Source organism: Nocardioides sp. CPCC 205120 (assembly GCF_048654585.1).
In the GTDB taxonomy this organism is placed as follows: Bacteria; Actinomycetota; Actinomycetes; order Propionibacteriales; family Nocardioidaceae; genus Nocardioides.
Genome location: NZ_JBMCYY010000001.1, coordinates 1,001,782 through 1,025,733, shown reverse-complemented (window position 1 = coordinate 1,025,733; position 23,952 = coordinate 1,001,782). Strand labels below are relative to the sequence as shown.

The window sequence follows — 23,952 nt, the reverse complement described above, 5'->3', positions numbered from 1 at the left end:
GCGAGCCCGCGCCTAGAGCCAGCCGCGGCGGGCCGCCTCCACGCCCGCCTGGAAGCGCGAGTCCGCCCCCAGCTCGATGAGCAGGTCGGCGACGCGCCGCCGTACCGTCCGCAGGCTGACGCCCAGCGAGCGCGCGATCTGCTCGTCGCCGGCACCGGCCGCGAGCAGCTGGAGCAGCAGGCGCCGCCCCTTGTCCCGGGTGCCGCGCAGGTCGAGGTCGGGCACGGGAAGGGCCCGCTCCCACAGCTGCTCGAAGAGGCGGGCCAGCATGAGGACGAGGCCACGCTCGTGCACGACGAGCAGGCGGGGGGAGGCGTAGCCCGGCATGTAGGGCACCAGGGCGTGCGTGCCCGGGACGACGAAGAGCCGCGTGGGCACCTGCGCGAGCACGCGGATCTGCTCCCCCATCCGCGCCCGTTCCGCGAGGGTCCCCGGCGCGTCCTCCAGGGCCCGGGCCGGGTAGATCGCGCGGGCCGTGCGCCCCTCCGCCAGGGCCTCGGCCAGGGCGCCGACGAGGACGTCGGGCTGGCGGGTGCGCCACTGGTCGGGGCGCAGGAACATCAGCTCGCCCGACGACTCCTCGATCCACTTGGCCATGAGGTGCGGGGCGGAGACGCCCTCGACCCGCGCGCCGCTCAACGGGGTGCCGTCGGCGGCGACCTCGGGAGCGGGCGGCGAGGCGTACGGCACGGCCGCGGCCAGCTGCTCGACGCGCCGCGCGGACGCCTGCATCCGGGCGGCCTCGGCGGCCAGCAGGCGGCTCGTCGTCACCGCCATCTCCGGCACCACGAGGCGGTCGTCGGCGTCCACCTCGACGGCCTGCAGCGCCACGAGCGGCGCCAGGTCGGCGCGCAGGCGCTCGGGGGTGGTCGTGAGGAGGGCGGCGACGTCGGCCAGGGCCTCGCCGGTGCGCCCGTGCACCCGCCAGTAGAGGTCCTCCGCCTGCGGCGTCAGGCCGAGCTCGGCGAGGAAGGCGGGTCGACGGGCTGCCACCGCCCCACCGTAGACCCGGTGGCAACTTGCTGCCACTGGCTTCTCGGAGCCAGGTGACCCGATGAGGTCAGTGGGAGGATCGGGCTCGACGCACGCGTCGCGCCGCGGGGGATGCGACGAAAGCCTGTCGGGGGACGGGCGGATGTGTCACGAGGGCGCCCACCGGAAGCGGTGAGGCGCCCTCGCTCGTTCCCGGCGCCGCGGGCGCCCTCGACACGGCCCCCGGCCGCGATCACCGGTACCGTTTGCCGCGGCCGACCCGGCCCCGCACGACCCCGAGCGCGATCTCCGGACGCGACCCCCGAGCGACGAAGCAGGCGACGAAGCAGGCATGGCACGACGAACCGACTCCCCCGCCACCGAGCCGACCGACTGGGTGACGCGCGCCGCCGACGACGCGGTGCGTCACGCCGGTGGGGACCCGCGCGACCCGGGGGTCGCCGCCGCGCTCACCGAGGCCGGCACCGTCGTCACCTGCGCGTCCGGCATCAGCCCCTCGGGGCCCATCCACCTGGGCAACCTGCGCGAGTTCCTCACGGTCCACTTCGTGGTGGAGGAGCTGCGTCGCCGCGGGGTGCCGACCCGCCACCTCCACAGCTGGGACGACTTCGACCGCTTCCGCAAGGTGCCCGCCGGGGTCGACCCGTCGTGGGCCACCCACGTCGGCAAGCCCCTGTCCGCCGTGCCCGACCCGTGGGAGTGCCACGCGTCGTGGGCGGAGCACTTCAAGGCCCCGCTGCGGGCGGCACTGGCCGAGATGGGCTGCACGATGGAGGAGGTCGACCAGACCGAGCGCTACACCGCCGGCGCCTACACCGAGCAGGTCCTCCACGCCATCGAGCGCCGCGACGCCATCGAGGCGGTGCTCGCGCGCCACCGCACGAAGAAGCCCGCCGCCGGGGACGTCCCCGACGACGTGCCCGCCGAGGAGGCCGCCGTCCTCGAGGACTCGGTGGCGCAGGACGACGAGCCCACCCAGGGCGGCGACCTGGCCCGGTTCCCCTACAAGCCGTTCTGCCGCACCTGCGGCCGCGACACGGTGACCCTCACGTCGTACGACGACGACACCACCGACCTCGCCTACACCTGCGACACCTGCGGCGACTCCCACGTCACGAACGTGCGCACGCAGCCCGAGGGCAAGCTGGTCTGGAAGGTCGACTGGCCGATGCGCTGGTCGGTCGAGGGCGTCGACTTCGAGCCGGGCGGCGTGGACCACGCGTCGCCGGGGTCGTCGTACACCGTCGGCAAGGAGATCGTGAAGCTGTACGGCGGCCGCGCACCGTCGTTCGTCGGCTACTCGTTCGTCGGGGTCGCCGGCATGGCGAAGATGTCGTCCTCGAAGGGCGGGGTGCCGACCGCGGCCGACGCGCTGCGCGTGCTGGAGGCGCCGGTGCTGCGCTGGCTCTACGCCCGCCGCCAGCCCAAGCAGGCCTTCACCGTCGACTTCGGGCCCGAGGTCGTGCGCCTGTACGACGAGTGGGACGCCCTGGGCCGCAAGGCCGCCGACCCGGCGAAGCGCGACGCGCAGGTGCTGGCCTTCGAGCGGGCCTCGGCCACCTCGAGCGCGGGCACGCTGCCGACGCCGCCCGTCGTCGTGCCCTTCCGCACGCTCTCGTCGATCGCCGACGTCACCGCGGGCAGCGCCGACCAGATCAGCCGCCTCGTGGGCGACCTCGGCCACGCGCACTCCTCCGTCGCGGACCTCGAGCCGCGGCTCAGCCGGGCCATCACGTGGACCCACGAGTTCGTGCCCGCCGAGGACCGCACCACGGTGCGCACCACGCCCGACCGCGAGCTCCTCGCCGGGCTCGGCGACGACGAGCGGCTGTGGCTCCACCTTTTCCTCGAGCACCTGCCGAGCGCGTGGACCGACCGCGGCCCGGACCTCGACCGGGTCACCACGGTCGTGTACGGCGTACCCAAGCTGGCCCGCGGCCTCGCCCTGGAGGACCAGCCGACCGACGAGGTCAAGGCCGACCAGAAGGCGTTCTTCCGGCTGCTCTACCGCCTGCTCGTCGGCGCGGAGCGCGGCCCGCGCCTGCCGACGCTGGTCGTGGCCCTGGGCCCCGAGACGGTCAGCAGCCTCATCCAGGGCGCCTGAGCGGCGCCGTACCCCCGGACGCACCGGACGCACCCGGACGCGCACCACGGGACGCACACCACCGGGGGTAGTCCCTGACGTTCCCGACGCGACACGCCGTGCGGGGCGTCGGGAACGTCAGGGACTACGCGACCGGGGTCAGGACGTGGACGGTGCCGCCTCAGGCGTCGCCGAGCAGCGCGTCGTACGCCGCGGGGCTGGAGTCGCGCAGGAACTCGCTGCAGCGCTCCCACTCCTCGGTCTCGCCGATCGCCCGCGCCATGCGCGCCAGCAGGGCCAGCGAGCGGAGGAAGCCGCGGTTCGGCTCGTGGTCCCACGGCACCGGGCCGTAGCCCTTCCAGCCGTTGCGCCGCAGCACGTCGAGGCTGCGGTGGTAGCCCACCCGCGCGTACGCGTAGACGGTGACGTCCTCCGCGCCGGCCTCGTGGGCCTGCTCGGCCAGCGCGGCCCACGCGAACGGCGAGGCCGGGTGGCGTCGTACGACGGTCGCGGGCGCGTCGGCGGCCAGCTCGGCGGCGGCGGGGTCCTCGGGCAGGCGGGTCGGCGGCGGACCGGCCATCAGGTCGACGGGGCTCATGCGCCCCAGCCTCCCACGCCCGCCACGGGACCCGCGCGGGGCGGTCCGGACGCGGACGGGGCCCGGCACACGCACGACGCGCGCCGGGCCCCGTCGGGGTCGCGGGTACTCCCGCGGACGCGTCAGCGCGCCGCGGCCACCAGCTCGGCGATCTGCACCGTGTTGAGCGCGGCGCCCTTGCGCAGGTTGTCGTTGCTGACGAACAGGGCGAGACCCCGGCCGTCGTCGACGCCCTCGTCGGCGCGGATCCGCCCGACGTACGACGGGTCCTTGCCGGCCGCCTGCAGCGGCGTGGGGATGTCGGTCAGCTCGACACCGGTCGCGCCGGTGAGCAGCTCGGTCGCGCGCTCGGGCGAGAGCGGCCGGGCGAACTCGGCGTTGATCGACAGCGAGTGGCCCGTGAAGACGGGCACGCGCACGCAGATGCCGGAGACGCGCAGCTCGGGGATGCCGAGGATCTTTCGCGACTCGTTGCGCAGCTTCTGCTCCTCGTCGGTCTCGTTGAGACCGTCGTCGACGAGGTTCCCGGCGAAGGGCAGCACGTTGTAGGCGATCGTGCGGCGGTAGACGCCGGGCTCGGCGAACGCCACGGCCTCCCCGTCGTACGCCAGCTCCCGCGCCTTGTCGCCCGCCTGGGCGATGCCCGTCGCGAGCTCCTCGACGCCGGCGACGCCGGAGCCCGACACGGCCTGGTACGTCGAGACGACGAGCCGCACGAGGCCGGCCTCGTCGTGCAGGGGCTTGAGGACGGGCATCGCGGCCATCGTGGTGCAGTTCGGGTTCGCGATGATGCCGCGCCCGGCCTCGATGACGCCGGCGGCGGCCTCGGGGTTCACCTCGGAGACGACCAGCGGGATCGCGGGGTCCTTGCGGAACGCGCTCGAGTTGTCGACGACGATCACGCCCGCGTCGACGAAGCGCGGCGCCTGGGCCCGCGACGTCGTGGCCCCGGCGGAGAACAGCGCGATGTCGAGCCCCGAGGGGTCGGCGGTCGCGGCGTCCTCGACGGTGATCTCGCGGTCACCGAAGGGCAGCACCGTGCCCGCGGAGCGCGCCGAGGCGAAGAAGCGGACCTCGTCGGCCTCGAAGCCGCGCTCGAGGAGGATCTGACGCATGGCGACGCCCACCTGGCCGGTGGCGCCGACGACGCCGAGTCGCACGCCCACGTCAGCGCCCCGTCCCGGCGTAGACGACGGCCCCGCCGTCGGTGTCGTCGAGGTCGAAGGCCGTGTGCGTGGCGCGCACGGCGTCCTCGATCTGCGTGCCGTCGATGACGACCGAGATGCGGATCTCCGAGGTGGAGATCATCTCGATGTTGACGCCCGCGGAGGCCAGCGACGCGAAGAACTTCGCGGTGATGCCCGGGTGGGAGCGCATCCCGGCGCCGATGAGCGAGACCTTGCCGATCTGGTCGTCGTACAGCAGCTTCTCGAAGCCGACCTGCTCCTGCAGGGCGGCGAGCGCCGTGACGGCGGTCTGGCCGTCCTCGCGCGGGAGCGTGAACGAGATGTCGGTCAGGCCCGTCGAGGCGGCCGAGACGTTCTGCACGACCATGTCGAGGTTCGCGCCCGTGCTCGCCAGCGTCTCGAAGATGCGGGCGGCCTCGCCGACCTTGTCGGGCACGCCGACGACCGTGATCTTGGCCTGGCTCTTGTCGTGGGCCACGCCCGAGATGATCGCGTCTTCCATGGGGGCTCCCTGCTGCTCGGGGACGATCCACGTGCCCTCCTTCTGCGAGAAGGTGGAGCGCACGTGGATGGGCATGTTGTGGCGGCGCCCGTACTCGACGCACCGCAGGTGGAGGATCTTGGCGCCGTTCGCGGCCATCTCGAGCATCTCCTCGGTGGAGACGCGGTCGAGCTTGCGGGCCTTCGGCACGATGCGCGGGTCGGCGGTGAAGACGCCGTCGACGTCGGAGTAGATCTCGCAGACCTCGGCGCCGAGGGCGGCCGCGAGCGCGACGGCCGTCGTGTCGGAGGCGCCGCGACCCAGGGTCGTGACGTCCTTCGTGTCCTGGCTGACGCCCTGGAAGCCGGCCACGATCGCGATGTCGCCCGCCTGGAGCGCCTGCTCGATGCGCCCCGGCGTGATGTCGATGATCTTGGCCTTGCCGTGGGCCGAGTCGGTGATGACGCCGGCCTGCGAGCCGGTGAACGAGCGCGCCTGGAACCCGAGCTGGTTGATGGCCATCGCCACCAGCGCCATCGAGATGCGCTCGCCGGCCGTCAGGAGCATGTCGAGCTCGCGCGGCGGCGGCATCGGCGTCACCTGCTCGGCGAGGTCGCGCAGGTCGTCGGTCGTGTCGCCCATCGCGGAGACGACCACGACGACGTCGTGGCCCTTCTTCCTCGTCGCCACGATCCGCTGGGCGACCCGCTTGATGCCGGCCGCATCGGCCACGGACGAGCCGCCGTACTTCTGCACGACAACGCTCACGAGTGAATCCCTCCCGGCTGTACGACGCAGCGCGGCGTCGTCTCGACGCCTCCGCTCCTGACCGGCGCCGATCCTACCGGCGCACGGCCCCGCGCCGCCCCCGCGTCTCAGGCGGGAGGCCCGACGCTCAGCCGCGCCGCTCGAGCATCTCGTCGGCGGCGGCCACCCGCTCGACCTCGCCGGCGAAGTCCGCGTCGAGGCGGTCGTGGGCCACGATCGACTGCAGGGCCCGCAGCGCGCCCGAGGCCTCGCTGCCCCAGCTCGCGACGTACGAGAACTGCCACCACCACAGCGCCTCCATGACGCGGCCGGCCCGGAAGTGCAGCAGGCCGTGCGCGAGCGCGGAGGCGACCGACGTCAGGTCGTCGGAGAGGCTGGCCTCGACCAGCTCGGTGCGGCCCTCCGCGTCGAGCGTGTAGGGGTCGAACACCTCGGTGAACAGGTCGACGCCGTCGAGCAGGCGCGCGAGGCGCAGCCGCAGCTCGTCGAGGTCGGGGTCGGGCCCGGCGTCGGGCTCGAACTCGTCGGCCGGGTCGAAGTCGCGCTGCATGCCGAGGCGCGCGCCGGCGAGCAGCACCTGCGAGACCTCGAGCAGCAGCAGGGAGACGGCGCGACCGGCGTCCTCCTCCTGCGCGATGGCGCGCAGCGCGAGCAGGAAGCTGGCCACCTGGTCGGCGATCTGCTGGGCGAACTCGGCCGCCTCGGGGTCCACGGCCGGCGGGGCGCCGCCGGCCAGGTCGAGGACGGCGTCGCTGCCGTCACCGTCACCGGGCACGACGCCCGTCAGGTCGAAGACGACGCCGTCGCCCGCGTGCACGTCACTCATCTGCCGATCGCCTCCCAACGAACGCCCGGCCGAGGGTCACCTCGTCCGCGTACTCCAGGTCCCCGCCCACCGGCAGTCCACTCGCAAGTCGCGTCACGCGCAACCCCAGCGGCTTGAGCATGCGGGTCAGGTACGTCGCCGTCGCCTCGCCCTCGAGGTTCGGGTCGGTCGCGAGGATGACCTCGGTGACCGCCCCGTCGGCGAGGCGCACCATGAGCTCGCGGATGTGCAGCTGCTCCGGCCCGATGCCGTCGATCGGGCTGATCGCGCCGCCGAGCACGTGGTAGCGGCCGCGGAACTCACGGGTGCGCTCGATCGCGACGACGTCCTTGTACTCCTCCACGATGCAGATGACCGCGGGGTCGCGCCGCGGGTCGCGGCAGATGCGGCACTCGTCGTCGGAGGAGACGTTGAAGCAGATGCGGCAGAACTTCACCTTCACGGTGACCTCGACCAGCGCGTCGGCGAGCCGCCGCACGTCGGTCGGGTCGGCCGCGAGCAGGTGGAACGCGATGCGCTGGGCGCTCTTGGGCCCGACGCCCGGCAGGCGGCCGAGCTCGTCGATCAGGTCCTGGACGACGCCTTCGTACACCGAGGGGTTCCGCCGGTCAGAAGCCGATGCCGCCGGGCAGGCCCGGCATCGAGCCCGGCTCCTGACCGGGGGCACCGAGCCCGCCGAGGCCGCCCGCGAGCGGGCCGAGCTTCTCCGCCGCCATCTGGTCGGCCTGGGCGCGGGCGTCGCGGTAGGCCGCCACGATCGCGTCGCCGAGGTCCTCCAGGCTCTCGGCGTCGCCGCCGTCGAACGTGCCCGCGGGGATGGTGACGCCGCGCAGCTCGCCGGCGCCGGTGACGACGGCGCTGACGCCCATCGCCGTCCCGGTGACCTCGGCCGCCTCGAGCTCGGCCTGCGCCGCGACCAACTGCTCCTGCATGGCCTGCGCCTGCTGCAGCAGGGCGCCCATGTCGAGGCCGCCCATCGGGTTGCCGCCGCCGGCGGGGTCGAACGGGTTCTGGCTCATGGCGCTCTCCTCGGTGCTGGCCCCTGCACGGGGTCCGGGCTGGTAGGTGGGCTGGTCGGTGGGCTGGTCGGGACGTGGTCGCGGGCGACCCCGGTCGGGGACGCGCGGTGTCGAGCGTACGGCGGCACGCCCGCGCTCAGTCGTGGCGGATCTGCTCGATGACGGTGGCGCCGAGCTCGCGCTGCAGCAGCTCGGTGCCGGCCAGCTCGGGCGTGTCGTCGTCGGGGTCGTCGGGCGAGGCCGCCTCGTCGGGGTCCTCGTCCATCCACGCCGGCGGTTCGGGGGCCGTGCCGGCGGCGGCGCGGGCGCCGCCGGGCGACGGGAAGTCGGCCGGTCGCCGGGCGCCCCGGGTGGCAGGGGCCTCGCGCTGCGCGCCGGCGCCGTCGTCGGACCGGTCGTCGGACGCTTCCTTCGCCCGGCCCTCCGCCTGCGACCCCGTACGGCGCTCCGCACCCTGCACGGGCGCGGCGTCGGCCGGACGGGCCCAGGGGTCGTGGCCGCCGTCGGCCGCGGTGCCGCCGGCCGGGGCGCGGTCGGCGGGACGGTCCGGGGCGGAGCGGTCCGGGCCGCCGGGGGCGCCCGCACCGGCCCCGTCGGCGGGAGCGGCGGGGGCGGGCGGAGCCGGGGCGGGTGCGGCCGGGGCGGGCGGCGGGCTCGCCGGACGCTGGCCGCCGCCACCGCTCGCCCCCGGGTCGACGATGGCCTCGATGCGCCAGGTGACGCCGAGGACCTTCTCCGCCGCCTCCCGCACGATGTCGACGCTGCCGCCGGACTCGAACGAGGCGCGGGCGCCCGGGTTCTGGAACCCGAGGGTGAGCACGCCCCCGTCGAACGCGACGACCTGCGAGTTCTGGGCGAGGTGGATCCACGTGACCCGGCGCATCGCCTTCGTGGCGTCGACGACGTCCGGCCACAGACGGCGCACGTCGGCCAGCGTCATGCCACCGGCCTCGGACTGCGCCGGAGCCGCCGCGGCGGGCCGGGCCGGCGCAGGTGCGGCCGGGGCAGGTGCGGCCGGAGCCGCGGGTGCCGGCTCGGGGGTCGGCGTCGCCTCGGGCGTCGGCTCGGGGGTCGGCGTCGGTTCCGGCGTCGGCTCCGGGGCCGCCGCGGCGGGGCGGGCGGGCTCGGCAGCGGGCTCCGGCGCCTCCGGGGCGGTCTGCCGGGCGGGCGTCTCGTCGGCCCGGGCCGCGGGCGCCGGAGCCGGCGCGGGAGCAGCGGACGGCGCGGGGACAGGGGGCGGGACCGGCGCGGCCGGGGCGGGGGCGGCGGGCGGGAGCACCGGCGTACCCCCGTCGGGACGACCACCGGGCATGGCCAGGCGCCGCTCGAGGCGGTCGAGGCGGGCCATGACGCCGTCGCTCGTCGAGTCGGCGCCCGGCAGCAGCACGCGGGCGCAGATCAGCTCGAGCAGGAGGCGGGGCGCGGTGGCGCCGCGCATCTCGGTGAGGCCGGCCGCCACGAGGTCGGCGGCGCGGCTGAGCTCGACGCCGCCGAAGCGGGCGGCCTGGGCCGTGAGGCGCTCCCCCACGTCGGGCGCGACGTCGAGCAGGCCGGTCGTCGCCGCGTCGGGCACGGCGGCCAGGATCACGAGGTCGCGCAGGCGGCGCAGCAGGTCCTCGGTGAAGCGGCGGGGGTCCTGCCCCGTCTCGATGACCTTGTCGACGACCCCGAAGACCCCGCCGCCGTCACCGGCGGCGAAGGCGTCGACGACCTCGTCGAGCAGCGTGTCGGGCGTGTAGCCCAGCAGCGCCGTCGCCAACGCGTGGGTGACCCCGTCGGGACCCGATCCGCCGATGAGCTGGTCGAGCACCGAGAGGGTGTCGCGGGCCGAGCCCGCACCGGCACGCACCACGAGCGGCACGGCGGCCGGCTCGATCGGCACGCCCTCCTTGGCGCAGAGCTCCGTCAGGTACGACGACAGCAGCCGCGGCGGGATGAGGCGGAACGGGTAGTGGTGGGTGCGCGAGCGGATGGTCGGGATGACCTTGTCCGGCTCGGTGGTGGCGAAGATGAAGCGGAGATGCGGCGGCGGCTCCTCCACCAGCTTGAGCAGGGCGTTGAAGCCCTGCGTCGTCACCATGTGGGCCTCGTCGATGACGTAGACCTTGTAGCGGCTGTGCACCGGCGCGAAGAACGCCTTCTCGCGCAGGTCGCGGGCGTCGTCCACGCCGCCGTGGGAGGCGGCGTCGATCTCGATGACGTCGATCGAGCCCGGGCCGCCGCGGGCCAGGTCGGTGCACGAGCGACACTCGCCGCACGGGTCGGCGATCGGTGCGCACTCGCAGTTGAGCGCCCGGGCCAGGATCCGCGCGCTCGTGGTCTTGCCGCAGCCGCGGGGGCCCGAGAAGAGGTAGGCGTGGTTCACCCGGTTGCTCGCCAGCGCGGCGCGCAGGGGCTCGGTGACGTGGTCCTGGCCGATGACCTCGGCGAACGTCTCCGGGCGGTAGCGCCGGTACAGCGCGAGCGGTGAGTCCACGACCAGCACCCTAACGATGAGCGCCGACAACGACGACGGCGGCGACGGGCCGCGGCGACCGCGGGGGCGGAGGAGAGGCGTCCGGGGACGAAAAGGCCCCCCGCGCACCCGGTAGAGCTCGCTTGCCCTTGCTGCCTTCCGGCCCTGGGGGGATTGGGCGAGGTGCCGCCGCACGGGGGGTTGCGGGCGAGTGTAGGCGAGGCGCTCGGGCCGGTCCAAGACGGCCCCCGTCGCCGCGGCGCCTCCCCGACCCGATTTCCACGGCCCGGCCGCCACCCGCTACCCTCCTCGCGGAGGATTCGCCTAGTGGCCTATGGCGCTCGCTTGGAAAGCGGGTTGGGTTAACAGCCCTCAGGGGTTCGAATCCCCTATCCTCCGCCATCGCGCAGGACCCGGACGCCGGGACGGACCACGGTCCGTCCCGGCGTTCTGCGTTCTCGGACGGGCCGTGCGGCCCCGACGGCCCGACGGCCCGGGCGTCCCGATCCGGCTCAGCTGACCCCTGCGTCCACGATCTGCCAGCGTCCGTCGTCCCCGCGCTCCAGGAAGTAGCCCCACACGCCGTCCTCGAGGGTGCCGTCCCCGCCGGAGAAGTCCGCGGAGAAGAAGACCCACGGCCGGGTCGGGGTGCCGACCGTCTCGTGGAACTCCTGGATGTCGATGCCGCCCGCCCGGCTGAACCGGTCGTGGTCGTCGTGCGGCGCGATGGCGTTCGAGGTCGCGAAGTCGCGGGCGCTGATCGCCTCGGCGTAGGCCGCGACGACCTCCTCCGGCGTCGCGTCCGGTCCGGGGAGGGGCACGTCGTCCAGCGGCGACGTCACGATCCACACGATGCCGGCGGAGAGGGCGACGGCGAGCGCCCCGGTCTGGAGCCGCCGCGGGCCACGCCGCGTGGCGGCGAAGGGGTCGTGGCGGTCCTGCATCTGCGACAACGGTGCTCCTCGGGCGCGCGTTCGAGCCTGCAGGCTCCCACGCCGACCGGCGGTCCGGGGTCGTTTCGAGCACGCTGTGACGAGCGCGGCGGCCGCTCGGCGCTCAGCGACGCCGCAGCCGGCTGGTCGCCGGCCGCAGCACGAGCGCGAGCACCACGCCCGCGCCGGCGACGAGGCCCCACCACAGGAAGTCCTGGCGCGAGTCGTCGAGGAGGTCCTCCTGCGGCGTCGGCGCCTCGGCCTGGGTCGTCGAGCGGGGCGCGGACGCGCTGCGGGTCACCTCCCCCGTCACGGGGTCGACCTGCAGCGTGCGGGTGAGGGCGTCGTACGGCTGCACGACCCCGGCGCCGCCGTAGGCGTTCGGGGCGTCGGTGACGCCGCCCGCCGTCTCGACCAGGCGCGTGCGGACCTCGGCCGCGGTCCAGTCGGGGTTGCGCTGGCGCAGGAGCGCGGCGACGCCGCTGACGACCGCGGTCGAGTACGACGAGGCGAACCCGAGCGCGCAGGAGCTGCCGTCCGGGAGGTAGGTCACGGCACCGTCGCTCGGCGCGACGACGTCGGTGAAGTACGACGGGCGCGTCCCCGACGACGGGTCCGCGTCGACGAACGGCATCGACCCGACCGACAGCACGTTCGGCAGCACCTGGCTGTAGCCCGCCGGGTAGGCGACGACCTCGGCCGGGTCCTCGGTGGGCGGGTCGCCCAGCGTGGCTCCCTGCTCCTCCCCCTCCCCTCGCGGAGGGACGTTGGGGGCGGCCGCCACGACCAGCACGTCGAGCGCGGCCAGCGCCTCGAGCCGCGGCCGCAGGACGTCGACCCCCGCCACGCCCGGGTCGACGCTCAGCGACACGTTGACGACGCCGATGTCGTTGCCGCCGCGCACCTGCGCCGCGACCCAGTCGAGGGCCTGGGCGACCGCCTGCGGGGTGAGCGTCGTCTGGCCCTGCTGCCGCGCCTGGGCGATCTGCTGCTCGCCCTGCGCGTCGACGTCGAGCACCTTCAGGGAGATGATCTCGGCGCCCGGGGCGACCCCGACCGGCCGCTCGGCCGCGCCGCCGACCGGCGCGCCGGCGATGATGCCGGCGACCACCGACCCGTGGGGCGAGGCGAAGTCGTTCGGGGCCGCGCCGCCGAAGGCCTGCGCCGCGACCAGGTCGACGGGGACACCGGCACCGACGCCGCTGTCGACGACCGCGACCCGCACGCCGCTGCCGTCGACGCCGACCTCCTCGACGACCTGGGCGAGCCCGAGCTGCTCGACGAGGGGCGAGCCCTGGTCGGCGGTGACCGGCTGGCCGTCCTGGAAGGCCTGGCCGCAGTCCGCGGTCTCCGCGGACGCGGGGCCGACGGGTACGACGGCCGGCAGTGCCAGGCCGAGCGCGACGGCCCCGGCGGCGGTGCCCCACCTCACCCGGTGCCTCCGGACCCACCCGGTGCGGCGCCGGCCGCAGCCGCCTCGTCCTCCGGCGCCGGGCAGGACTGGGCCACCTGCCGGTCCGGGCTCAGCGTCTTGAGCGCCTCCTCGCGCGCCAGCGCGACACCGCAGTCGAAGCCCTCCACCCAGGAGGCGGGGACGGTGCGGGTGGCCCCCACGTCGTACCCCAGCTGCTTCAGGGCGTTGCCCTGCAGGGCGTAGCGGATGCCCTGGGCGTCCACGAGGAAGGCGTCGCCGGCCTCGCCACGGCCGAACCCGCCGCTCAGCACGACCGCTCCACGTCCCTGCTGCACCGCCGGGGCGACGGTGCCCACGGGGACACCGTCGGCCGCCACGGCCTCACCGGGTCGCACGGCCAGCTCCACGGTGGGCGGCAGGTCGTCGTGGGTGCGCAGCACGGCGCAGAAGGTGTCCGCGCGGTCGTTCGTCGCGACCTCGGGCAGCTCCGTGGGCCACCGGTCCTCGTCACCGGCGTACTGCCCGCGGGTGCCGGCGTCGCCCTGGATCTCCACCGGGGCGGCGCCTCCCCGGACGGCCCGGTAGGCGGCGGCCGCGAACGGCCGCAGCGGCCGGTAGCCGTCCGCGTCGAGGACGACGGGGGCGCCCTCGTAGGTCGCGAGCGTCCCCACGACCGGGGTCGAACCGTCGGCCAGCCGCGCGCCCGTCGCCACCGGGGCGGGCGGCAGCCCGGCGACGCCGAAGGTCTCGGGCGCCAGCGGGTCGGCCGCGGGGAACAGGTCGAGCCAGTCCCGGGAGACCTCGGGGAGCTCACCGGAGGTCGGACCCTCGAGCAGCCGGAGGAGCTCGTCGACCACCCCCTCGCCCGGGACCTGCATGCGGAAGACCCGCGGGTGGCCCTCCTCGTCGGTCTGGCCGAGGGCGAGCAGGTGGTACTCCTCGCCCACCCTCACGACCTGGGCCGACCCCTCGACCGTCACGTCCGGGTCGTCCTGGACCGCGAGCCGCACCCCCTGCTCGCGACCGGTGCACGCGGTCCAGCCCGAGTCCACGAGGCGGTTCGGCGACGGCAGCGACGGCGGGGCGTTGAGGATGCCGACGGACTCCGTCAGCGCGTACCGGTCGACCTCCTCCTGCGGCACCGTCGTCGGGTCCAGCTCGGGACCCAGCACGAGCCGGGCCGAGGTGGTGTTGACGACCGGCACGAGCACCGTGTCGCCCCCCTCCTCGTCGACCTGCACGAGGAACTGCTCGCCGCTCTCCTCGACGATGACGAGGCCCTCGGTGTCCGCCCAGCCGGCGTCGGCGCGCGGCTTGAGGAAGCCCACGACCGCCGCGGCGGCGAGCACGAGCACGGTGAGGGCGATGCCGCCGATGATCGCGCGGCCGGGGCGGCTGGGCTCGACCTCGCGGCCGCCCGGGGCCCCGCTGACGAAGGCGGTGACGAGGCGGCGCCGGCTGAAGCCGTAGGCCTCGACGAGGTCACGCTTGGTGGCCACGCTCAGCCCCCGACGACGTCGAGCACGTCGATGGCCAGGACGAGCAGCGGCAGCAGCGCCACGAGGGCGAGCGTCTCGGCGACGTCGCCGAGGCGGCCGCGGCGCAGCGACGGGGTGGAGGGCACGAGGGTCGTGGCGAGCACGACCCCGCCCGCGGCCGCGAGGACGACGGCGGTGGTGGGCCGCCAGTCCGGGTGGAGCACCAGCACCGCAGCCGCCGTGACGAGCAGGCCGACGATGCCGGAGGCCAGCCCCACGAAGACCTCGAGACCGGTGCGGTACTGCCGCGTGCGCAGCATGAGGGCGAGGCACGACAGCGCCGCCACGATCGTGCCGAACAGCCCCAGCGACACCTCGAACGGGATGGCGACCACGAGGAGGAGGCCCACCGAGGCGGAGACGCCGACGAGGATCTCGTGGGCCGTGCGGGCGTCGGCGAGCACGCGGTCGGCGTCGATCTCGTCGGGATCGTTGGTGATGTCCTCGACCGTGACGACCTGGTCGACGCGGGTGCTGGTCGCGCTGAGCGCCAGCCAGGGGAAGACGCTGCCGGCGATGACGACGAAGGTGGTGACGACGGTCAGCACGACCGCCGCGTCGAGGTCGGTGACGTCGACGAACCAGCCGCCGACCGCGAGCAGCGCACCCACGAGCACCGGGGGCGCCAGCAGGGGGCGCCCGTCGTCGATGCCGATGAGCACGGCCAGGGCCACGGCGAGCACGCCCACCCCGACGTACGCCGCCCCCGGCCCGGTCAGCGCGCCGTCCTCCCCGAGGAGCGCGCCGGCCACACCGCCGAAGACGGAGCCGACCAGGCCCAGCACGACCGCCGCCTGGCGCTCGCGCTGCACGCGGGAGAGCACGACCGCGCCGGCCGCGAGGACGACGGCGACCACCGCCGCCCCCACCCCCGCCAGCAGGTCGTCGGTCTGGATGAGCAGCGACCAGGCACCCACCAGCAGCAGGAGGGCCGCGGCCCCCAGGGCGGTACGACGACCCGCCTCCGGCTGCCACGGCTTGAGCTCGCGCTCCACGACGTCCGTCATGGCCTCGACGATGTCGTCGTAGACCCGCGGGGGCTCCTCGTCGACACCGGCGCTGACGGTGAGGAGGGTGCCGTCCTCGACGCCCTGGATGGTGAGGCCGGCGTCGGCGGCCAGCTGGCGGCCGTCCTGCGTGACGACCTTGTAGCCGCCGTACACGGTCGCGGCGTCGAGCAGGCCGACGCTGCGCGCCAGCTCCGGCACCAGCTCGGCGACCGGGACGGCGGCCGGGAGGACCAGGTCCACCCGTCGGCGTCCGGACGCGACGGTCACCCGGACCAGCCCCGAGGCACCGGTCTGCAACTGGCTCATCGAGCGTCTCCCCCTCTCGCGCCCGCCGCGGCGACCCCGCCGGCTCCGAGCGACCCGCATGCTACCGGTCGTGACACGGCCGGGCCGGGGAGGCGATCGCCCCTCCCCGGCCCGGCCCTCGGCGTCCCCGCCGACGTCACCTCAGGACGTCGGGCCCGGTCGCCTCGTCGTCGATCCAGTCCTCGTCGATGAGCAGGTGGTCCCGGTCCTCGGCGTTCTGCCGACCCGACCGGCCACCGCGGCCACCGGCGCCGCCCGCGGCACCCGTGGCCCCGGACATGCCCCCGCGACCGCCACGGCTGCCCACCGCTCCGGCACCGCGGCCGCCGGCACCAGCGGCTCCTCCGCGACCGGCGGCGCCACCGCCGCCACCGGCGACCATCGCACCGCCGCGGCCACCGAGCGCGCCCGGACCGGCCGCGCGGCTCGTCGCGCCGATGGCACGACCGCCCGCGCCGGCACCGCCCGCGCCGCCGGCGGAGACGAGTCCCGCGCCGCCGCGCACGGCCGCTGCGCCGAGCGCACCGCCGGCCACCCCGGCCGCCGGCGCCACGGCGCCGAGGCCACCGCCACCGCCGCCCGCTCCACCGCTGATCGGCATGCCCGGACCGCCCGCGCCGTCGGGGCCCCGGCCGAGGAGGCCGGTGTCGCCGGGCGAGGGGGACGGGAGCACACCCGGCACCGGAGTCCCGGTGATGGGCGGGTGGGGGTTGGGGACAAGGCTGCCGTTGTCGACGTCGTCCCCGTCACCGATGATCACGTGGTCGTCGCCGTCGTCGGGGCGCACCGGGTGGAAGTCGACGCGCGGCGGGTCGGCGACGACCTCGCCCCACCGGGCACGGTCGATGACGCCCGCGCTGTTGCGCCCGGCCCCGGGGGAGCTGACCGCGCCCGGCGTCGGGCTGGAGGGCCCGTCGGAGGGGCCGCGGCCCTGGTCGTCGCTGTGGTAGTCGTTGATCTGCGACCACAGCACCTGGCTCTCGCCCATGCCCCCGCGGAGGCCGGCGAGGATCTGCGCGCACTTGTTCTCGCGCTCCTGCAGCGCCTGCTGGTGGCTCGCCACGGCGGCGCTGTGCTGGCGGTCGGCCTCGGTGCGCTGGGCCTGGTCCCACTCCGGGTCGTACGGCGACTGCGTGGGCGACGACGGGATGGATGCGCCGGCGATCGGCAGGTAGGCGGCATGGGCCGTGGTGACGCTGCCGTCCGCGGTGTGGAGGGCGTCGACGCCGATCCGCATGTTCTCGGCGAGCCTCTTGAACTGGACGTCGATGCCCTCGAGGGCGGCGATCATCTTGTTGCGGCTCGCCTCGCCCAGCTGTTCCTCCGCGTCGAGCCGGACCCGCGCCGCGCGGAGGGCGTGGGCCGCGTCGGCGGCCATCTGCGAACCGGTGCGCCACCCGTTGCGCTGGTCCTCGAGCACGGCTCTGCGGGCGCGGAGGGCCTGGATGAGCTGCTGCTCGTTGGGGCCGGGAGCGCTCACGTCACACCACCATCGGTCGGTTCGGGCCGCCGGAGAGGCGGTGGACGGCGGCGACCATCGCGGTCGCGGCCATCTCGTCCGTCGCCTCGACGTCGGCGGCCATCTGGTCGAGGGTGTCGCGCAGGCCCACGAGCATCTCGTGGTGGGCGACCAGGCCCTCGGCCAGCGTGCGCTGCGCTCCCGCGTGCTCGGTGCGCACGGCGTAGCCCGGCTGCCACTCGCCGTACAGGTCCGGGTCCACGCTCACGGTGTCGACGAACGTCGACTGGTACTGGGCGATCAGCTCGATCTGCTTGTCGATGCTCTTCAGCGTGAGGTCGATGACCTCGCGCGAGACTCTGGTGGTAGCCACGTCGTCCCCTCGTGTCTGCTCGTGCGGCTGCCGCGCTCCGGTGGCGCGGTGGGTGCTGCGGCTGCAGCACGTGTCGTGCGTCGGGGGCCCGGCGGCGCGACGCCGCCCGGACCCGCAGCCGCCCCGACCACGTGGAGGCGTCGGGGCGGCTGGTGGGTGGATCAGCCCGGGAAGCGGTTCGCGCCCCGCAGGTCGGCGGCGCGGTACTCCTGGTTGGACTGGCTGACCGAGGTGCTGGTCTGCTGCAGCAGCTCGATCATCTCGGTCATGGCCGCGTCCCAGCGGGCCTTGGCGACGCGGTAGGCCTCCTGGGCCTGGCCGCTCCACTCGCTCTGCAGGGGGGCGAGCTCGCCCTCGAGGCGGTCGAGGCGGGCCTCGATGCCGCGGGCGGCGCCGACGAGATCGGCCGACGCGGTCTCGAGCGCGCCGTGGTCGACTGTGATTCCGGAGGTGTTCATGTTGTCTGTGCTCCTTCGACGTCGTGGGTGGCGCTCAGCCGAGGCGGCTGAAGCTGGAGGAGAAGGTGTCGGCCTGCGACGAGTCCGTCGAGGTCGTGTCGCGCTCGGTGTCGAGCAGCGAGCGCTCGAAGTCGTTGAGCGCGTCGTTGATGGTGCGCTGCTTCTCCTGCCAGGCCACGTGCAGCCGGTGGAACGCCGCGGCGCCCTGGCCGCCCCAGCGGGCGCCGATCCCCTGGATCTGGCCCTCGAGGCTGCGGCACTTCTGGTCGATCTCGACCTTGGCGTCGGCCACCATCTGCGCCGCGTTGGAGAGGGTGCCCTCTCCCATCTGCATGTTGTCAGCCATGCTCTTTCCCTTCTTCCCCCGGTAGCGGCGAGCAGGCCGCCCGAGAACGTCTCGTGGATGTTGTCGTGAGCCGGCTGACGTCCCGTTCACCCGGCGCGATGGGCTGTGTACCCGGGTGGTACAGGGGCGTAAACACCCTCAGCTGACGATTTCCCAGATCCGCCGGAAGAGGCCCACCGTCACCACGAACGCGGGCACCGCGAACGCTCCCGTCAGCGCCTCGGCCACCTCGGCGCGGCGCGACCACCACACCGAGCGCCAGCCGCGGCCCAGCGCCACCGCGACGGGCACCATCGCGGCGCCCAGCACGAGCGCGGCGACCCCGAGGCGGCCGGACCAGCCCTGGTCGGCGACCGTGCCGACGAGGACGCACGCGAGGCACCAGAGGCCGGCGGCGCGCAGCAGCAGGCGGGCGGCCACGTGGCGGTAGCTGCGGGCGACGAGCAGGTGGGTGGCCCCCACCAGGGCGACGAGCAGCGGCGCGCCGACGCGGTCGAGCGGGAGCCGGGTCGTGGCCAGGACGAGGGGGGCGGCCACGAGGGTGGTGGCGAGGACCGCCACGCACGCGGCGGTGACGACGCGGGCGCCCCGGGCCACCACGGCCTCGACGGCGCTGCGGCGGATCACCGTGCGCGAGCGCCGGCCCCCCGCCCGGTCGCGCGCCGACCACGCGGAGACCGCCAGCCGCTCGATGTCGATGAGGGCCTGGTCGGGCACGTCGACGGCGGAGCCGGGCACGAAGCGCCCGGCGAAGACGGTGAGGAGCAGCAGGGTCGCCCACGCGACGCGCTCGTGCCAGCCGAGCACGGCGACGACGCCCGCGACGACGAAGACGAGGATGCCGACGACGACCCACACCCGCAGGCCCTCGTCCTCCTCCTCGGTGAGGGCGCGTCCCACCGCGGCGGTGACGGCCGCGGCCAGCGCGGCCACGCCCAGCACCATCGGCAGCCGCGCGCTGGCGGTGTCGGCGACGACCACGAGCGCGGCGGCCGCCCCGAAGGCCGGCGCGGCCAGCACGCGCTGCCGGGCCGCCCCGCCGAGGGGCAGGACGCCGAGCACCGCGCAGCCCAGCAGCACGCCGCCCACGAGGCGCTCGTCGGCGGCGCCGGTGACCGCGACGCACAGGGCGGCGAGCAGGCCCGCGACGGCGGCGAGGACGAGGGCGGCCGCGGTGAGGACGGGCCCCCGCGGACCACGCTCCGCCCGGTCCGTCTCCGTGCGGTGTGCGGTCGGGGCGCCGGGGGCATCGTCCGCGACCACGACGAGCCCTCCGGTGCGCACCCCGAGGTCCCCCAGGGCGGTGGTCGGGGGCAGGGCCCGGCCGCGTCCGTCGTACAGGCGCCGGGAGGCGGGGAGGCCGGTCTGCTTCGCGTACTCCCGCAGCACGTCGGACGCGGAGGCACCGTCGGGCACCAGCAGGTCGAGGACGCCGGCCTCGCCGTGCACGCTGAGGGCGAGCGTGCCCACCGGCGCCGCACCCGCCGTGCTCTGGCTCATCGACCCGTCCCCCTCGTGCCCTGGAGCCGCGGGCCGCGGGGCCCGGGGCTGTGCCGCCGGTCAGGGTAGTCCCTGCCGGTCGGCGGCACCTATCATCGCTCGCACCGCGGTGGAGCAGCCGGGGCGAGCACGAGGGGGAGCTCTTGAGCACGACGCTGCGCAGCAGCCACCGGATCGACGCACCCGAGGTGCCCACCGGGCAGATCGTCCTCCAACCCCCGCCGCAGCTCGCGGAGCACGAGGGCGCCGGCGGCGTGCTGATGAACGCGATCCCGATGCTCGGCAGCATCGGCTCGATCGTCGTCATCGCGTCGCTGAGCAGCCAGGGCGGCAGCACGGGCGGACGCAGCATGCTGGCGGCGGGCATGTTCCTCTTCGCCACCATCGGGTTCATCGGCGTGCAGATCGACCGGCAGCGCAAGCAGCGCAACCAGCAGGTCACGGGCTCGCGCACGGAGTACCTGCGCTACCTCGCCGGGGTCCGCAAGGCCGCCCGCGACTCCGCGGACCGCCAGCGGCGCGCCCTGACCTGGCACCACCCGGAGCCCGCGGCCCTCCCGGCGGTGGCCGAGGACCGCACCCGCCTGTGGGAGCGCTCCTCCTCCGACCCCCACTTCCTGCAGGTGCGCTGGGGCAGCTGCGCGCAGCCGCTCTCGGTGGAGCTGGTGCCGCCGGAGAGCGCGCCGATCGACCAGGTCGACCCGGCCGCGGCCTCGGCCCTGCACCGCCTGCTGGTCGTGCACCGCATCCAGCCCGACCTGCCGGCCTCCGTCGACCTGCGGGCGTTCGACCGCGTCGAGGTCTGCGGCCCCGAGGACCAGGCGCGCTCGCTGGCCCGCGCGATGATCACCAGCGCCGTCGCGTTCCACAACCCCGACCAGCTCGTCGTCGCCGTGCTCAGCTCCGACGCCCACCTCGAGCACTGGGACTGGTTGAAGTGGCTCCCCCACGCGCAGAGCGCGCAGCGCGCCGACGCGGTGGGGCCGATGCGCATGGTCTCGACCTCCATCGACGACCTGGCCTCCCTGCTGCCGCCGGACCTGTCGGAGCGGCCGCGCTTCGGGGCGGACGAGCGCCCCGCCACCCCGCACGTGCTCCTCGTCGTCGACGGCGGCGCCCTGCCGCCGGGCAACCACGTCATCCCGCCCGACGGCCTCCACGGCGTCACGGTCCTCGACCTGCCCGAGCAGTGGGAGGAGCTGGAGGACCCCACCCGCCTGCGGCTCGAGATCGTCGGCCTCGACGGCCGCGGCCGGCCCCGCGTCGAGGCGTTGCGCATGCGCACCGACACCGTGCAGGGCACCGGCGACCAGTGCTCCCTGGCGACCGCGGAGGCCATGGCCCGCCGGCTCACCCCGCTGCACACCGTGACCGCCGGCGACGCGGGCGAGGGCGTCAACCCGGCCGAGATGGCCGGGCCCGCCGACTTCATGGAGCTGCTGGGCCTCGGTGACGTGCACGCGTACGACGCGACCACCGCCTGGCGGCCCCGGCCCGCCCGCGACCGCCTGCGCGTGCCGATCGGCATCGGCGACGGCGGCATGGTCCACCTCGACATCAAGGAGTCCGCCCAGCAGGGCATGGGCCCCCACGGGCTCGTCATCGGCGCGACCGGCTCCGGCAAGTCGGAGTTCCTGCGCACGCTGGTGCTCGGCCTGGCGATGACCCACTCCTCGGAGCAGCTCAACATGGTGCTCGTCGACTTCAAGGGCGGCGCGACCTTCGCCGGCATGTCCGAGATGCCCCACGTGTCGGCGGTCATCACCAACCTCAGCCAGGAGCTGACGCTGGTCGACCGCATGCAGGACGCCCTGTCCGGCGAGATGGTGCGCCGCCAGGAGCTGCTCCGCGAGGCCGGCAACTACGCCTCGATCCGCGACTACGAGAAGGCCCGGGCGGCCGGCGAGGACCTCGCGCCGCTGCCCTCGCTCTTCGTCGTCGTCGACGAGTTCTCGGAGATGCTGTCGGCCAAGCCGGAGTTCATCGACCTCTTCGTCGCGATCGGCCGGCTCGGCCGCTCGCTGGGGCTGCACCTGCTGCTCGCCTCGCAGCGCCTCGAGGAGGGTCGCCTGCGCGGCCTGGAGTCGCACCTGTCGTACTGCGTCGGCCTGCGCACCTTCTCGGCCGGCGAGTCCCGCGCCGTCCTCGGCGTGCCCGACGCGTACGAGCTGCCCGCCGTACCGGGTCTGGGCTACCTCAAGCCCGACCAGTCCACGCTGCTGAAGTTCAAGGCGGCGTACGTCTCCGGGCCGCCCGCCACGGGCAACCGGGCGCAGGTGCGCCGCGACGAGGGCGGCAACGTGCGCGGGATCCTGCCGTACACGATCTCCGAGGTGCAGACCCTCGACCCCGTCGAGGAGGAGGCGCCCGCCGAGGCCCCGCGTCCCGTCTCCCAGCAGGGCGAGCAGCCCTCGCTGCTCGACGTCGCGGTCGGTCGCATGATCGGCCGCGGCCCCGCCGCGCACCAGGTGTGGCTGCCGCCGCTCGACGTGCCCGACACGCTCGACCAGCTCATGCCCGACCTCACGACGACCCCCGAGCTGGGCCTGGTGTCCCCGCGCTGGCGCCAGCTCGGCGGGCTCACCGTCCCCCTCGGCACGGTGGACCGCCCGCGCGAGCAGCGCCGCGACACCCTGACCATCAACATGGCGGGCGCCGGCGGCCACGTCGCCGTCGTCGGCGGTCCGCGCAGCGGCAAGAGCACGCTGCTGCGCTCCATCGTCACGAGCACGGCGCTCACCACGACGCCGCTGGAGTCGCAGTTCTTCGTGCTCGACTTCGGTGGCGGCACGTTCGCGCCGCTCGCCCGCCTCCCCCACGTCAGCGGGGTCGGCACGCGCTCGGAGCCCGACGTCGTGCGGCGCATCATCGCCGAGATCCGCGGCGTCGTGGACCGGCGCGAGGCCTACTTCCGCTCGAACGGCATCGACTCGATCGAGACCTACCGCAGCCGGCGCCGCGAGGGCCGGGCCGACGACGGGTACGGCGACGTCTACCTCGTCGTGGACGGCTGGAGCACGCTGCGCTCCGACTTCGACGACCTCGAGATGGAGATCCAGCAGATCGCGGGCCGCGGCCTGACGTTCGGCCTCCACATCATCGTGGGCGCCTCGCGCTGGCCCGACTTCCGCGCCGCCATGCGCGACGTCTTCGGCACCCGTCTCGAGCTGCGCCTGGGTGACCCCATCGACTCCGAGATCGACCGCAAGGTCGCGGCGCTCGTGCCGACGGGGCGTCCCGGCCGCGGCCTCGTGCCGGGCAAGCTGCACTTCCTCGCGGCGCTGCCGCGCGTCGACGGCTCCGGGGACCCCGCCACCATCGGCGACGGCGTCGACGACCTGGTACGCCGGGTCGCCGCGGCCTGGACGGGCCCCACCGGCCCCAAGCTGCGCCTGCTCCCGGAGCGCATCGAGGTCGACCAGGTGCTGGCCCAGGCCCGCGGGGTCGTCGGCGAGGACGGGCGCTCGCTGCTCGACTCGGGCCGCATCGTGCTCGGTGTCAACGAGAAGGAGCTGGCCCCCGTCGGCCTCGACGTGGACGCGGAGCCGCACCTGCTGCTCTTCGGCGACGGGCGCTCGGGCAAGAGCTCGCTGCTGCGCACCTACGTGCGCGAGGTGATGCGCACCCGCACGCCGCAGCAGGCGCAGATCGTGGTGGTCGACTACCGCCGCTCGCTGCTGGGCGAGGTGCCCGAGGACTACCAGCTCAACTACCTCACCAGCGCCGCGCAGGCCACCCCGCTGCTGCGCGACCTCGCGAAGTACCTGGAGAACCGCATCCCCGGTCCCGACGTGACGCCCGAGCAGCTGCGCAACCGCTCCTGGTGGACGGGCGCGGAGGTGTTCGTGGTGGTCGACGACTACGACCTCGTCGCGACCGCGCAGAGCTCCCCGGTGCAGCCGCTGCAGCCGCTGATGGCCCAGGCCCGCGACGTCGGCCTGCACGTCGTGATCGCCCGGCGCTCGGGCGGCGCCTCGCGCGCCCTGTACGAGCCGGTGGTGCAGTCGATGCGCGACCTCGCGATGCCGGGCATCGTGCTCTCCGGCTCGCCCGACGAGGGCTTCCTCATCGGCAACGTCAAGCCGCAGAAGGCGCCGCCGGGCCGGGGCCGTCTCGTGACGCGCGACCGCGGCACCGAGGTGGTCCAGCTCGCCTGGTCGAGCCCGGCGGACCTGTGACGCGCGGGGACGGCCCCCGGCACGGGGC

General features: G+C 75.2%; 18 protein-coding genes, 1 tRNA gene, 1 other RNA gene and 1 pseudogene. 3 read left to right on the top strand and 18 right to left on the bottom strand.

The features are described 5' to 3' along the window. Positions 1-12: 12 nt before the first annotated feature. Positions 13-993, bottom strand: coding sequence for a DNA-binding response regulator (locus tag ACOACO_RS04755; RefSeq protein ID WP_420295096.1), 981 nt, complete (start codon positions 991-993; stop codon positions 13-15). 331 nt (positions 994-1,324) lie between these two features. On the opposite strand from ACOACO_RS04755, the gene lysS reads away from it, so the two are divergent. Further along, the gene (gene lysS, locus ACOACO_RS04750; protein WP_420295095.1) at positions 1,325-3,097 is read left to right on the top strand and encodes a lysine--tRNA ligase; all 1,773 of its coding nucleotides are present in this window, start codon (positions 1,325-1,327) and stop codon (positions 3,095-3,097) included. Between the two features lie 160 nt (positions 3,098-3,257). Here the strand turns inward: lysS and ACOACO_RS04745 are convergent, their stop codons facing one another. From ACOACO_RS04745 to ffs, 8 genes and pseudogenes are all read right to left on the bottom strand, one after another. Continuing rightward, entirely contained in the window at positions 3,258-3,674 is a 417-nt protein-coding gene (locus ACOACO_RS04745) for a DUF3151 domain-containing protein (protein WP_420295094.1), read from the bottom strand. A gap of 122 nt (positions 3,675-3,796) precedes the next feature. Beyond that, on the bottom strand, positions 3,797-4,834 hold the full coding sequence (locus tag ACOACO_RS04740; RefSeq protein ID WP_420296297.1) for an aspartate-semialdehyde dehydrogenase: 1,038 nt from the start codon (positions 4,832-4,834) through the stop codon (positions 3,797-3,799). 7 nt (positions 4,835-4,841) lie between these two features. Next, positions 4,842-6,110: an aspartate kinase gene (locus ACOACO_RS04735; RefSeq protein ID WP_420295093.1), complete on the bottom strand. Its 1,269-nt coding sequence runs from the start codon at positions 6,108-6,110 to the stop codon at positions 4,842-4,844. Positions 6,111-6,237: 127 nt separating this feature from the next. Beyond that, positions 6,238-6,936 carry a DUF5063 domain-containing protein gene (locus ACOACO_RS04730; RefSeq protein ID WP_420295092.1) on the bottom strand — a complete coding sequence of 233 codons (699 nt, stop codon included), beginning with the start codon at positions 6,934-6,936 and terminating at the stop codon, positions 6,238-6,240. Further along, entirely contained in the window at positions 6,929-7,528 is a 600-nt protein-coding gene (gene recR, locus ACOACO_RS04725) for a recombination mediator RecR (RefSeq protein ID WP_420295091.1), read from the bottom strand. Before recR ends, ACOACO_RS04730 begins: the two co-directional genes overlap by 8 nt. 16 nt (positions 7,529-7,544) lie before the next feature. Continuing rightward, on the bottom strand, positions 7,545-7,955 hold the full coding sequence (locus tag ACOACO_RS04720) for a YbaB/EbfC family nucleoid-associated protein (RefSeq protein ID WP_420295090.1): 411 nt from the start codon (positions 7,953-7,955) through the stop codon (positions 7,545-7,547). A gap of 823 nt (positions 7,956-8,778) precedes the next feature. Beyond that, positions 8,779-10,422 (bottom strand): annotated as a pseudogene (locus ACOACO_RS04715) (DNA polymerase III subunit gamma and tau); the annotation flags it as partial. 100 nt (positions 10,423-10,522) lie between these two features. Beyond that, an RNA gene (ffs, locus tag ACOACO_RS04710) (signal recognition particle sRNA small type) lies at positions 10,523-10,613 on the bottom strand. Positions 10,614-10,723: 110 nt separating this feature from the next. Here ffs and ACOACO_RS04705 point away from each other — a divergent pair. Further along, positions 10,724-10,812 (top strand) — tRNA-Ser (locus tag ACOACO_RS04705). Positions 10,813-10,922: 110 nt separating this feature from the next. On the opposite strand, the gene ACOACO_RS04700 is transcribed toward ACOACO_RS04705, so the two are convergent. From ACOACO_RS04700 to ACOACO_RS04660, 9 genes are all read right to left on the bottom strand, one after another. After that, a complete protein-coding gene (locus ACOACO_RS04700; protein WP_420295089.1) occupies positions 10,923-11,363 on the bottom strand; it encodes a hypothetical protein in 441 nt (146 codons plus the stop codon). 103 nt (positions 11,364-11,466) lie between these two features. After that, positions 11,467-12,774, bottom strand: a complete 1,308-nt coding sequence (locus tag ACOACO_RS04695) for a S8 family serine peptidase (RefSeq protein WP_420295088.1) — start codon at positions 12,772-12,774, stop codon at positions 11,467-11,469. Next, positions 12,771-14,255 carry a type VII secretion protein EccB gene (locus ACOACO_RS04690; RefSeq protein ID WP_420295087.1) on the bottom strand — a complete coding sequence of 495 codons (1,485 nt, stop codon included), beginning with the start codon at positions 14,253-14,255 and terminating at the stop codon, positions 12,771-12,773. The genes ACOACO_RS04695 and ACOACO_RS04690 overlap by 4 nt, the downstream gene beginning before the upstream one ends. Positions 14,256-14,257: 2 nt before the next feature. Further along, a complete protein-coding gene (eccD, locus tag ACOACO_RS04685) occupies positions 14,258-15,610 on the bottom strand; it encodes a type VII secretion integral membrane protein EccD (protein WP_420295086.1) in 1,353 nt (450 codons plus the stop codon). Between the two features lie 136 nt (positions 15,611-15,746). Continuing rightward, a complete protein-coding gene (locus tag ACOACO_RS04680) occupies positions 15,747-17,090 on the bottom strand; it encodes a hypothetical protein (protein WP_420295085.1) in 1,344 nt (447 codons plus the stop codon). Position 17,091: 1 nt separating this feature from the next. Further along, on the bottom strand, positions 17,092-17,442 hold the full coding sequence (locus tag ACOACO_RS04675) for a hypothetical protein (protein ID WP_420295084.1): 351 nt from the start codon (positions 17,440-17,442) through the stop codon (positions 17,092-17,094). 161 nt (positions 17,443-17,603) lie between these two features. After that, positions 17,604-17,900 (bottom strand): WXG100 family type VII secretion target, encoded by a 297-nt coding sequence (locus ACOACO_RS04670; RefSeq protein WP_420295083.1) that lies wholly within the window; start codon positions 17,898-17,900, stop codon positions 17,604-17,606. Between the two features lie 34 nt (positions 17,901-17,934). Continuing rightward, the gene (locus ACOACO_RS04665) at positions 17,935-18,246 is read right to left on the bottom strand and encodes a WXG100 family type VII secretion target (protein WP_420295082.1); all 312 of its coding nucleotides are present in this window, start codon (positions 18,244-18,246) and stop codon (positions 17,935-17,937) included. A 138-nt stretch (positions 18,247-18,384) separates the two neighbouring features. Next, a complete protein-coding gene (locus ACOACO_RS04660) occupies positions 18,385-19,746 on the bottom strand; it encodes a hypothetical protein (RefSeq protein ID WP_420295081.1) in 1,362 nt (453 codons plus the stop codon). Positions 19,747-19,889: 143 nt separating this feature from the next. Here ACOACO_RS04660 and eccCa point away from each other — a divergent pair, with 143 nt between their 5' ends. Beyond that, positions 19,890-23,924: a type VII secretion protein EccCa gene (eccCa, locus tag ACOACO_RS04655; RefSeq protein ID WP_420295080.1), complete on the top strand. Its 4,035-nt coding sequence runs from the start codon at positions 19,890-19,892 to the stop codon at positions 23,922-23,924. Positions 23,925-23,952 lie beyond the last annotated feature (28 nt).

Bases quoted from the DNA above. Each gene is read 5' to 3' on its own strand.
- lysS (WP_420295095.1), top strand. From the start codon at position 1,325: ATGGCACGACGAACCGACTCCCCCGCCACCGAGCCGACCGACTGGGTG.
- ACOACO_RS04745 (WP_420295094.1), bottom strand. From the start codon at position 3,674: ATGAGCCCCGTCGACCTGATGGCCGGTCCGCCGCCGACCCGCCTGCCC.
- ACOACO_RS04730 (WP_420295092.1), bottom strand. From the start codon at position 6,936: ATGAGTGACGTGCACGCGGGCGACGGCGTCGTCTTCGACCTGACGGGC.
- ACOACO_RS04720 (WP_420295090.1), bottom strand. From the start codon at position 7,955: ATGAGCCAGAACCCGTTCGACCCCGCCGGCGGCGGCAACCCGATGGGC.
- eccD (WP_420295086.1), bottom strand. From the start codon at position 15,610: ATGAGCCAGTTGCAGACCGGTGCCTCGGGGCTGGTCCGGGTGACCGTC.
- ACOACO_RS04670 (WP_420295083.1), bottom strand. From the start codon at position 17,900: ATGAACACCTCCGGAATCACAGTCGACCACGGCGCGCTCGAGACCGCG.
- ACOACO_RS04665 (WP_420295082.1), bottom strand. From the start codon at position 18,246: ATGGCTGACAACATGCAGATGGGAGAGGGCACCCTCTCCAACGCGGCG.
- ACOACO_RS04660 (WP_420295081.1), bottom strand. From the start codon at position 19,746: ATGAGCCAGAGCACGGCGGGTGCGGCGCCGGTGGGCACGCTCGCCCTC.